A 12,048-nucleotide genomic window follows, 5' to 3' on the forward strand; every position below is an offset into this window, starting at 1 on the left:
CTAAAAAAGGCTCCTTCGGGAGCCTTTTTTAACATAACGACTGCTATTAACTCACTGGAAATAACCATAGATATATCCAGCGAGCACTATAGAACCCCGCGGGTAAACCTGCGACGATACCGAGCATTAAGCCAAAGAATTTTAATCTTTTTCGATTTAATTGTGACAACATCTCAATATCGTTATCGCAATCAACTGGGTCCTGTTGATGGGTCACTTGATTAGTATCCATATTTGATTCGGCTTCCTGTCTTTATCTCTAAATGTCCCTATCGTTAAATTATGGCTGGCTATTGTCGTTGACGCCAACTATTACTTGCTACAAAATGTTAACTATACTCGAAACCGTGTAATAAATGCGTTTAACAACTACCCATTCGGATTATATTGGCTTGATATATCGCCTTCTCAAGTATTGCAATTGATTACGCTATACATAGCTAAAGCTATAAGTGCCGCTCTTCAGTGTCAAAGACAAACTGTTTGGCAGCGTTGTTAATCTGGATATTATGTTTAGCCAAGGCCCTGCAAGCTAGATTAGCCATGCCATCTGTTTGTAACCGCAACTTGGCTTCTCTTAGTGACTGATTGGTCGCGAACATAAAGGTGACTTGCAAACTTTGGCTAACGTTTGAAAAATTCACTTTGTGGGTTAGCCATTCAAACCCTACAACTTCAGCTTTAAGGCTTTCACACACCTCTGTTAACGATATGCGGATCGCAGTTTCAATCTTTTTGTCGCTCTTTTTCACACTAACCTCAATCCAATGACTACAGTTCTACCCTTGATTAATAGAGATTATTTTATTGATAAAACCTTTCACAGCGTCAATATTGTCGAAACTAAAGGCCAACCCATAATGGATGCCATTGACACTTTTTTGCACTCGCTTAGGAAAACGGGTCATCTCCGAGTAGTGGCAATACTGCTCTTTTGCAGTGACACCATCAAGTGCAGCAAAATCAGCCTTAAACACTTCATAAGCAGGCCGGATCACTAACTGAAGTTGTTTACCATCAACATATAGATAAAAAGGTTCCTTCAGTTTCGGCAACATATACTCTGTCACTTTTTTGATGGTGAAGTTGGTACGACATTCAAGTTCACTTAATAACGCCATCATCTCTTGCTGTTCAATCGCCAAGTTATATCCTTACCTAATTACCGACAAAGCGGCGTTACATTATGAATTGATAATAACCCCTTTAACTATAGCTGCCTACGACTATCTCTTTGATAGATCTAAATTGATGAACAGACTAACTTGAGTTGTTATTTCGTGAGTAACACGGTAAAACATTAGGCATTATTGAAAATACCCATCCTACTAGAAGATGGATATAGACAGGATTATGTTGTGACATCATTACCCTACTCTCAATCATGTGAGAATAATAAAGCCGCAATTGCCGCGATCTTAGAAGATGCTTTCAGTCAATCAACACATGTACTCGAAGTTGGCAGTGGCACTGGCCAACATGCGGTTCACTTCGCCAAACTTCTACCACATGCAATATGGCAAACAAGCGATCAGCTTGAGTATCACGCAGGCATCAACGCTTGGTTGACCAAATCACCCAGCAGTAATTTACGCCAACCATGGCTGCTTGATGTATTAAAGCCCTGGCCAATAGATCCCGCAACAACCCCTTTAATCGACTCAATCTTCAGCGCAAATACACTACATATCATGTCAAAAGAGATGGTTAGTGCATTTTTTAATGGTGTTGGAAAACACTTAAGTGCTCAGGGCCAACTTTGTATTTACGGGCCCTTTAACTATCAAGGCCAATATAGCAGTGACAGCAATCGCAATTTTGATGGTTGGCTAGCAGCACAAAACCCGCAAAGTGCGATTCGGGATTTCGAGTGGATTACTGCGTTAGCTGCGGAGCAGAACCTGTCGTTGATAGCCGACTTTTCCATGCCGGCTAACAATCGTTTACTGCATTTTGAAAAAAATCGTTAGCTGCTCGCTAATAAAAGTTGTTGCAATTCATTTAACGAACAGACTTCATAATGAGGCGTAATCCCCTCCGGTTGGCTTTCGCCATGACGATTCAACCAGCAAGTATGGATCCCTGCGTTTAACCCGCCTTGTATATCCGAGTGAGGATTGTCGCCGACCATTAGGATAGCGTCTCGAGCAGGGTTGCCCATACGCGAGAATGCATGATCAAATATCCCCACGTCGGGTTTCGCCACCCCAACCTGCTCTGAAATAACTAACGGCGAAAAGCGTTCAGCAAAACCAACTTTTTCCAGTCTTACCGTTTGTAGATCAGTAAACCCGTTGGTAATGATCCCCATATTGACCCTGCCCGTTAAGGTGTCAATTAGTTCTTGAGCACCCGGTAATAAAGTACAGATATCAGCCATAGCGCTTAAAAAGTCACTATTAAGACGCTGAGTTGAGACACTTAGTTTATGGGCCCACGTTTCAAAACGGGTGTTTTGCAACTGTTTAGCGCTGAGTTTTCCATCTTGATAATCAACCCACAGAGGCTTATTCACCGTTTGATATTGTTGAAAATCGGCTGCGGTGAACTCCACATTAAACCGAGAGAACATTAGCTGCAGACCTTTAAATGCATCAAAATGAAATAGAGTCTCATCGGCATCAAACAGTACCCAATCATATTTCAAAATTTTATCCTTCTAAAACAACATGTCGCGTATAGCCACAAAATAGCTGGCTATATTAACCTATAAAGCCTAACTGTCATGCAAAAAAATATCCTGCAAGAAACAACAAAAAAGCACCCAACTGATGCAGTCGAGTGCTTAGTCTTAAACAGAATTATTTTAAAGTATAAATCGAGACAGCTCTAACCTTCATTTATGCTTAGATTTTAAATCGTTTGACCACATCCGTCAGCTTGTCAGTCTGGCCCTCTAGATCAGTACAACTTTTCATCAAGTTGCTGGCCTCTATACGCGTTTGCTCACCAATATCATTAACTTCATGCATCATATCGCGGATTGATTGCGATACCTGATCTTGCTCTTGAGTAATATTGACGATCCCTTGCATATTCTCACTGTTCTCATCTACCACGATAGTGATTTCTGAAAGCTGAGTATGCACCACTTGAGTGTCTTCCATATATTGATTAATTTGCTCACGAGTCGAACGCATACTGCTTTCTGCAGCAACGGCTTTACTCTGCAAGTCATTGATGCTGCTTTGAATGCTTTCAGTCGACTCTTGAGTTCGTTTGGCTAGCTGTCGCACTTCATCGGCAACAACCGCAAAACCACGCCCATGTTCACCGGCTCTCGCAGATTCAATTGCCGCATTAAGCGCCAATAAGTTAGTCTGTTCTGCAATATTGCGGATCACAACCATAACCTCTCCGATAGATTGACTACTCGAGCGCAGATCTTCAATAGTATGCACCGCACTGTCAAAATTCACATTCAGTGTCGATATACCTTCCATGGAGTTGCTCAACACCGACTGCCCTTGCTTTGAGGTTTCGCTCGCCACTGCGGCAGATTGTCGCGCCGATGACACCTGCTCTTTAATCTCGTGAGCTGTCTCTGCCATCATATTAATGGTATTAACGGCTGAAGCGACCTCTTGTTGCGACTCTTTGATCTTACTAGCTGCCACTTCGCTAATATCGCTCACCGTTGCCGTGGTCTTTTTTAAATCAATACTGCTGTCTTGTACGTGACGCACGATGCTTTGGATTTGACCCACGAAGCTATTAAACGCTTCCGATAACTGCCCAATCTCATCATTGTTTCTAACCGGAATAGTTTTAGAAAGATCACCATCCCCCTCCGCAATACCAACCAATGCTTCTTTCACCTGCGACAGTGGTTTTAATAAAATTGAGGTCATCACATAAACCGCGATGAGGGTTACCGCTAAAATAATCAATACAATCAATGCTGATGATTGCACAGACTCAGTCACTGGCGCCTCAACGTAATCCATTGGCACCATAATAGCCAGCTTCCAATCAAGGCTAAGCCGGTCCACTTCAACGCTACTAAACTGCACATAATATTCTTTACCGCGCCAGATAACTTGTGACTGACCATAACTGTCGTCGTCCATCTGGTTGGCGAGTTGTAAAAATCCTTCATTACCATTTTGTTGGTCAAGCTTTTGCAGTTTAATATTTTCAGTCTCGCGGTTTTCAACGTCAACAATGGCCAACTGCTCATCGGGGAACACCACCATGTCACCATTATTATCTAGCAAAAATGCTTGGCCTTGCCCTTTATAATGGATAGCAGAAACAATATCTTTGACAGAGGTCAGGTAAAGATCAACACCGCCAACACCGATGAACTCTCGTTCGAAGTTGTTTATTGGAAAATTGATCGACACATAGAATTCATCGTATCTTGCCTCATAAATAATGCGGCTGACATTCCACTGCTGGCTATCTTTAACTTCGTTCCACCAGGGTCTATCAAGCACATTGTAACCAGGAATTACCGATACGCCCTCTTCAGCAAAGTACTCACCAGTAAAAGCGGAACCAAAAAAGATGGAGATGATGTCACCATTGGTTTTGACTTCTCGGTCAATTATCTGCACAACCCGATCAAATTCGGGCGTATCAAGCTCTTCACCACTGACTTTATGGTTTTCAAACCAATCAATAAGGCCAACGTTTCGAAATACAGTTTCAACCCCATTAGCATGTTGCTTGAAGTAGCTTTCAATTTCAGTGGCGTTTAACTTTATAGATGCAGCCATAGAATCATCGAGCTCACTGCTCGCAGACTGCGCCACATAGCGTACCGTAAAAAATGCAGTCACCAGAAGAACGACTGAAACCACAATAGCAGTAGAAATTACAATTTTTGCTGTAATCGAATTTTTAATTCTCATAAGACACCTAATTATCACGACTTCATTGTATTTATTTGAACATTCTCATGGTTTTTATGGATAAACACAGTACTTTACGCTCAACGTTAAATACTATCGACTATATTAATAATAACTTTAGTCGTTCGGTATGGAAAACATATTAACCCCAATATTATCAAACTTGAAATTTATATAAAGCATAACTTGTAATATTTTTTGTCAACGTTAAAAAAGTACGAGGCTATAATATTTAATTTCCCAACACTACACCTTTGACCTAAATGTTTTACCAACCCAACACTTTAAACATGGCATTTAACACCAAAATAGATGAACCACTGATAACTTTCGTCTACAGATCAACAAAAACTCGATATAAAAAGGCATTTATCATTCAATTTCAACAACTAACAATTTAAGTATACAATATCCACAAAATCCAGTATTATTGGTGATCACTAGAAAATGTAAATTTCATTATTCTTTAATTTAGGGTAGAAATATTCTAAATTAATATACCTGAGAAAAGTGCAGTCCCCCTAAGTCAAACTAGAGACACTCTACAACAAGGTGACACTTTCGGGATTAACAGGATTACCCTAGCCATTGATTTAAATTGAACCTACAAATAAAGCATCTACTACATCACTTTAATATCAGGTCGAACTTATTTAATGAAATAAAGATAAAATGCTAGTTACTTAGCCGTTAATAGTATAAACGTTCTATTTAACTCCCATCATACTTACATATAATATGGACTTAATTTTGTATGAAAAAGAAAATTATATGCGCACTAACATCTGCTATCCTTTTAAGCGCCTGTGCTCAAAACACCCCAACTGCGTTATTGTCACAAACAGACACTCCCCCTGCTAGCTATACACTTGATATCGTACAAGCTATTCCCTCCCCTGCAGCAATGAAGGCGAATGTGCTGCATAATGCCAGAACGTCAACCGTAGTCGATATCGATGTGGCTTACGTGGGTAAACAGATCCCTTTTACTTTTAGTGACGGTAAAGTAGCCAATTCCGACGGGTTTGACTGGTATGTGAGTAAGCATTTTGCATTAAAAACAGACTACCCTGCCGAGCGGGCAAAATTCTTCTTGGAGCTGCTTGAGTTATCGTATCCTTACTATGTTGAGTTCTTTGGAATCGAGCCTGCCAATATTCGAAATCAACGTATAGCTTCAACTTATGCCACAACTGTCGGCAAATTGCGTTTAGCCATGTTTGACGATGGTTTCAATCGTGGTGTACATCACACCGCAGGCGGTGAGGCGATGTACTATAACCAAGTAGGTTATAGTTTTCCTACCGAAAGGCCGCAGCATCAGCGTTATATTGCCATTCATGAAACCATGCACTCTTATCAAATGGCCGTTGGTAACTACCCTTGGACCCCCTCTTGGCATGGTGAAGGTTTAGGTGATTCACTGGCTAATCATGTGTTCGATAGTGAGAAAAAGCAACTTGCAGTGTTTGGCCATGATGTACCAATTTTTGATGTTGTTAGCCAGGGCATTGACGTTTATTCAAAAGAAAAGCCAACCTTAGTCGATATCCATAACCGTGCCAAATTCAACCGTGGGCTTAACGTGTTGTTTGTACAGTTTATGTATAACAACCCTGAGTACTCTCAGTACATGAAGATCTACCATCAGGAAATTATAAAGCGCCAAACTGCAAGCAGAGCAGAGTCTTTAACTGTTTTACAAGATATTGTACCTAACTGGGACGCACTTGAGCAGAACTTCAAGCAATGGGCAGAGAATATTGTGCAAACCCATGAAGTGGCTACCCGTGGCCAGTGGGAGATGGACGGTAATATGTTTTACAAGCGTAAAACAAGTTACCAGTATGGCCCCCAGAGACTAGGCTTTAACATGACGCCTGCACAAATTCCTGGCTTTACCCCATTTCAGAATGATTTTCCGCAAGCCGCTGCCAGTTCGCTAACGTTACCAGCCAAGCGAGGTGTCGCTCAGCCTACCCTGGCTTATGTTATCAACTTTGATAAGGCACAAATCACTCAGGGCAGTATTGGTATGGCATTAGGTGCACAATCAACCGCCGAAAACACCAAAGCGAAACAAGATAGCTATTGGGGTTGGAAAGGCGCCAATACCGATACAGACCCTCAATTAAGAGTCGAAATAAAATCCGCTAATACCTTAGTTATTGACGGTCGAACCCTTGGTGCAGAATTAAAAGAGATTGCGCTACCGTTAGATATTATCGAAAGCATTAACAACCAAGATAAGCCACAATTAGGCGTCTCGATTCAAATTAAACAAACTGAAGTCATCTACACGTTAAAGGCTAAAAACGCTAACACCTTTATTGTAGAGTTGCCGATCACTGCAGGCATATACGCCGCATTGATTAACAACAGCTTCGGATTAGTCTCTACTGATAATCAGCATGGTATCACGCCATTTATAGACGATGGGCGTGACCTCAATCCAAATAAGGTTGATTTAGCAACATCCGCTCCAACCAATGCTTGGGCATTCAAAGGTGATTCACTGTCACTACGTTTTGCCAGAGCAATATGGAAAGCAGGCGATGCGGCGCCTAAATCTTGGCAGGAAAGCTTTAACCAGTTAAGCAGCGCGGCTCTCAATCGTCCAACAGCTGATAAAGAAGTTGCTACAGTTGTTAGCCTATTACCGTCTCTTGCAAAAGAGGGTGCTGGTCTAAATGACGCACTGGCTGAACTATCCGGTTTAGAGCTAAAAATCGACTGGATTGGCAAGGGGTTAGACTCTCTCAATGAAGTCGCCATATTGACTAACCATGGCAGTGATTCAATTACCTTAACTCTAGCGGTAACCGCAGGGAGTGAGTCAGCGAAAAGTGAAACGATGACGATAAATCCAGGCCAAAGACTAGAAGTGCCAATTGAAAACAGTCTGCTTGCGCTATCAAGTACTGTGTCTGCCAGTATTAGCTACATTTGGAATGAACAACAGATCGACCAAACTATCACTCAGAAGTCAAAACAGTATCGTGGCTTTGAAATGCCACAAATCAGTGCTCAATATAATGAAGGTCAGCTAACCCTATCAGGTCAACTAAATGGTCCTTTCTCCGGTGATACTTCAGGGCATATCATTTATGACCTATTCCATGGTCAAGAGAGTGAGCGTCATAGTCAAGCATTTACCATGCAGCCCTATGATGAAAAAGCACTTGAGAAAGTCTTTACCATTGATGAAAAATCACTAGAACATGACGCCTGGTTTGAAATTACCGTAATTGCTGACGTTGATGGTGAGCCAGTGACTTTAAGAAAGCGTCTACCTTTTGTACCGCAAAAGCTAAAGCGTTAATTTTTAAGCAATAAACATCTTGCTTAAAAAAGCCTATTACGTTCGCGTAATAGGCTTTTTATTTCTTATTCAGTGATTTACCCGTAGCTTGCAGCCATTCATATAGACGCTAATAACCTAGAAGTCAGCGTCCTCGAACTCACAAATAACTAGGCTTGCAGATCCAATCTGTTTCAGCAAGCTTCGGGTTTGCGGCGCCCAATACGCCATATAAAACTTAGCTGTATTTAATTTGTTTCGATAAAATGCGCTATCCGCCTGACGACTCTCTATACCTGCTAAAGCCTTTTCAGCCACTCGTGTCCACATCCAAGCTAGAGAGGTTATGCCCAATAATTGCATATAGGCAAATGACGCTGCGCCTATCACATCGGGGTTCTTGGCTGCTTCAGTGGCAATGATTTTCGTTGCTTTCTCAAGATCTGTCGCCGCAGCCATCAAACTTGAAACCAGAGGTTTCATCATATCGTTATCAAGGTTTGATTGAATAAGGGCTTTAACTTCCTCAGACCATAATTCTAGTGCAGCACCTTTGTCAGACATAATTTTGCGGCCAACAAGATCAAGCGCTTGTACCCCGTTGGTCCCTTCATAAATCATGGAGATACGACTATCACGCACATACTGCTCCATGCCCCACTCATGAATATAACCATGGCCACCAAACACTTGTTGCGCGTCAACACAGGCCTTAAACCCTTGGTCAGTAACAAACCCTTTTACAATCGGGGTGAATAGCGCCGCCAACTGAGAAGACCTCTTCCTTCGTACTGGATCACTGTGTCGCTCAGCTTCATCAAGCCAAAGTGCTTGCTGGCCCATCAGTGCACGAGCGCCTTCATTAAATGATTTTTGCGACAACAACATACGGCGAACATCACCATGAACAAGAATAGGATCAGCTGCTAACGCCTTCTGCTTTGCCCCACTTAATGCACGCCCTTGAATACGATCTTTGGCATACGTTAGTGCATTTTGATAAGCGATCTCAGACACTCCAAGCCCTTGAATACCGACACCTAATCTTGCTTGGTTCATCATGGTAAACATCGCTCGAAGACCTTGATGTGGTTCGCCTACGAGTTCGCCTATTGCGCCATCGAAATTCATCACACAAGTTGAGTTCCCGTGGATCCCCATCTTATGTTCAAGACTCGCAGCATATAACGTATTGGGCTCTCCTAGGCCTCCATCATCATTAAGTAGTATTTTAGGCACTGCAAACAAAGAGATCCCCTTCACCCCTTCTGGGGCATCAGGCAGTTTCGCTAACACTAAATGAATAATATTATCCGTTAAATCATGATCGCCTGAGGAGATGAATATCTTCTCACCTGTTATGGCAAACGTATCGTTCCCCGCGGGAGTCGCTTTTGTGCGCAGCAGTGCCAAATCGGTGCCAGCGTGAGACTCGGTTAGGTTCATAGTACCGGTCCACTCACCACTAACCAGTTTGTCCAAATACTTCCGTTTTAAGCTGTCACTTCCATGTGCATGGATCGCTGCGTATGCACCATGCGTAAGACCTGGATACATGGCAAATGCCATGTTGGTGGCCGTTTTCATCTCAGTTGCAAAAATGCCAACAACTTCAGGCAAACCTTGGCCGCCAAATTCTGGATCGCACGTGAGCGTTGCCCAACCATTATCAACATATTGTTGGTAAGCATCGATAAAACCTTTCGGGGTAACGACTTTACCGTCAACTAATTTACAACCTTCTACATCACCAGAGCCGTTGAGTGGCAACATAATATCGCTGGTAAAATCTGCAACACCTTGCAGTACTGCATCAATAAGTTCGGGATCAAACTCTTCAAAACCCGCTAATTCCTTTTGATTATAAATGTCGAGCAATTCATTAAGTACAAACTGATAGTCACGTAATGGAGCTTGATAAATTGGCATTGTGTCATCCCTTTAATTATTGTCTTTATGCTCAGTGCTCCGACCACCTTATCTAAATTTGAGCAAAAACTCAGCATTATTTTGGCTTTGTTTATTAAGTAGAACAGCGTTACTGTAAAATCACTTTAAATAGCCCTTATCTCACCGCTAAAAACGCGTTAAGCTAAATCATCTATCGCGTTAACTCTCTGAAAGGACTGTCCCCATGGGTTTCGTCACCACTCAAAAGCACGCTAACGGTCTAGAATATATCGATATAAATACGCCTCTTTGTAAGGCGCGGATCTTTCTTCAAGGCGCGCAAATTGACTACTTTGAACCAGCAGGTAAAAAACCGCTGTTATGGGTATCAACAGCTGATGATTATCAACCCGGAAGTGGGATCCGTGGCGGAGTGCCGGTTTGTTGGCCTTGGTTTGGTATGAGTTCAACGCCAGGTTTCCCGCAACATGGTTTTGCTCGCACAAGCATTTGGGCCTTAGACTCGGTCAAAATGCTTGAAGATGCGGTAGAGATTAAACTCACCTTACCTTTGACTGACAGCGATAGAGAATATTGGCCACATAACACCAGTGTAGAGATGTCATTTAGGCTCAATGACACGCTCTCGGTCAGTATTACTAATATTAACCATGCCGATTATGATGTGAGTTTAACCCAAGCTTTACACAGCTATTTCCCAATCGGCGATATTCACCAATTAAAGGCCAGTGGATTTGCAGGTGCTAACTTTATCGAGTTTGCCAAAGGGCCCTTCCCTCAAGCAGAAAATGATATCGATTTCACTCGTGAAACAGACCGTGTATATACCGAACTGGGCGACACACAAGCGCTACATACTGTTGATGGGGTTATTGAAGTCAGTCGCGAGAACAGTAAAAGTGCGGTGTTGTGGAACCCTTGGATTGAAAAATCGCAACGATTGTCCCGTTTTAATGACGATGATTACTTATCGATGGTCTGTTTAGAAGCCGCGAATGTTCTCGATGATAAAGTCACTTTAGCCCCAAATGAATCTCATACATTAACCACCCATATCCGCTGGAAATAACATTAAATTATATACCCATCTTACTTGAAGATGCTCGTTTCAGAGGCGATGGGTATAGAACCTACCTATCGCTTGATTCTGCAAGCTTAAGTAGGTTCTTATAACTGTGCCCATTGTTGTTTCAAACCAATCAGATGTATTAATCCGACACATAGGCAAATCGCCGAACTCCAAAGCCAAAATGCAGCAGAACGCCCCATTGTATTGCCAATAAAAAACAATCCCGCTACTCCACGGAGCAGATAAATAGTGCTAATGACAATCAGCACTAGCCGCATTAGAGGTAACCGAGTAATAACGTCTGCCGCAGAAAAAGCATATACAGACCAAATCGAAAGAACTACAACAATACCACTCGTGATAATGGTTGGTTGAAGGCTGCCACGTTCAGCCATTACAGCCATTTGCTCGCCCGCGCCAAAAAATCGATACCAAGGCGCATCAAAATAGATACAGCCAATATGCATCAATGCTGCAGTAGCATTGAAAACACCAGCAAAAATCAGCATTTTATTCATTATTTCCTCATCCCTGATTAACATCCTGTATCACGAAAAAAGCGCACCGTTTAAAAAATAATTAAAAACTCTACTGGAGTGATTTGGTCACTAAATCTGGTGTAACATCGCTGGTTAAAGTCCCCTTTTCCAGTAGATCTCTTTGGTAAAGCGCAAATGTGCCGAGCAACTAATTGCAAATTCAACGTTAACATTTTTCACGGGTCCTATACTCTCTTAATACCATGGATAATGTTTCTACTGTGGCCATTTTGGCGCTTAAGTACTCCGGCAAGTAACAGTTAAGTCATTGATAAACTGTTCAAGGCTGTTATTTCGGTGCTAGAATCGACCACTCAATTGCAGTAAAGTTTGGCATAAACATCGTTGAAAACGAGCAAGTGTAGAGAGCAT

At 42.1% G+C, this 12,048-nt stretch carries 10 protein-coding genes; 3 read left to right on the forward strand and 7 right to left on the reverse strand.

What is annotated here, in order from left to right:
- Positions 1-46: 46 nt before the first annotated feature.
- From JK628_RS12800 to JK628_RS12810, 3 genes are all read right to left on the reverse strand, one after another.
- Complete coding sequence (locus JK628_RS12800; RefSeq protein WP_202284992.1) at positions 47-232, reverse strand: hypothetical protein; 186 nt, start codon at positions 230-232, stop codon at positions 47-49.
- Positions 233-446: 214 nt separating this feature from the next.
- Positions 447-752: a Fis family transcriptional regulator gene (locus JK628_RS12805; RefSeq protein WP_202284994.1), complete on the reverse strand. Its 306-nt coding sequence runs from the start codon at positions 750-752 to the stop codon at positions 447-449.
- Positions 753-779: 27 nt separating this feature from the next.
- Complete coding sequence (locus JK628_RS12810) at positions 780-1,145, reverse strand: hypothetical protein (protein WP_202284996.1); 366 nt, start codon at positions 1,143-1,145, stop codon at positions 780-782.
- A gap of 213 nt (positions 1,146-1,358) precedes the next feature.
- On the opposite strand from JK628_RS12810, the gene JK628_RS12815 reads away from it, so the two are divergent.
- A complete protein-coding gene (locus tag JK628_RS12815; RefSeq protein ID WP_202284999.1) occupies positions 1,359-1,970 on the forward strand; it encodes a DUF938 domain-containing protein in 612 nt (203 codons plus the stop codon).
- Here the strand turns inward: JK628_RS12815 and yjjG are convergent.
- Both yjjG and JK628_RS12825 read right to left on the reverse strand, forming a co-directional pair.
- Positions 1,967-2,647 (reverse strand): pyrimidine 5'-nucleotidase, encoded by a 681-nt coding sequence (yjjG, locus tag JK628_RS12820; RefSeq protein WP_202285001.1) that lies wholly within the window; start codon positions 2,645-2,647, stop codon positions 1,967-1,969. The genes JK628_RS12815 and yjjG overlap by 4 nt on opposite strands.
- Before the next feature lie 199 nt (positions 2,648-2,846).
- A complete protein-coding gene (locus tag JK628_RS12825) occupies positions 2,847-4,856 on the reverse strand; it encodes a methyl-accepting chemotaxis protein (RefSeq protein WP_202285003.1) in 2,010 nt (669 codons plus the stop codon).
- A 754-nt stretch (positions 4,857-5,610) separates the two neighbouring features.
- On the opposite strand from JK628_RS12825, the gene JK628_RS12830 reads away from it, so the two are divergent.
- Positions 5,611-8,178 carry a hypothetical protein gene (locus JK628_RS12830; protein ID WP_202285005.1) on the forward strand — a complete coding sequence of 856 codons (2,568 nt, stop codon included), beginning with the start codon at positions 5,611-5,613 and terminating at the stop codon, positions 8,176-8,178.
- Positions 8,179-8,295: 117 nt separating this feature from the next.
- On the opposite strand, the gene JK628_RS12835 is transcribed toward JK628_RS12830, so the two are convergent.
- Entirely contained in the window at positions 8,296-10,086 is a 1,791-nt protein-coding gene (locus tag JK628_RS12835) for an acyl-CoA dehydrogenase C-terminal domain-containing protein (protein ID WP_202285008.1), read from the reverse strand.
- Positions 10,087-10,291: 205 nt separating this feature from the next.
- Here JK628_RS12835 and JK628_RS12840 point away from each other — a divergent pair, with 205 nt between their 5' ends.
- Entirely contained in the window at positions 10,292-11,137 is an 846-nt protein-coding gene (locus tag JK628_RS12840) for a D-hexose-6-phosphate mutarotase (RefSeq protein ID WP_202285010.1), read from the forward strand.
- 98 nt (positions 11,138-11,235) lie between these two features.
- On the opposite strand, the gene JK628_RS12845 is transcribed toward JK628_RS12840, so the two are convergent.
- Positions 11,236-11,655 (reverse strand): hypothetical protein, encoded by a 420-nt coding sequence (locus JK628_RS12845; protein WP_202285012.1) that lies wholly within the window; start codon positions 11,653-11,655, stop codon positions 11,236-11,238.
- Between the last annotated feature and the right edge of the window lie 393 nt (positions 11,656-12,048).

The sequence above is a fragment of the Shewanella sp. KX20019 genome, from assembly GCF_016757755.1.
In the GTDB taxonomy this organism is placed as follows: Bacteria; Pseudomonadota; Gammaproteobacteria; order Enterobacterales; family Shewanellaceae; genus Shewanella.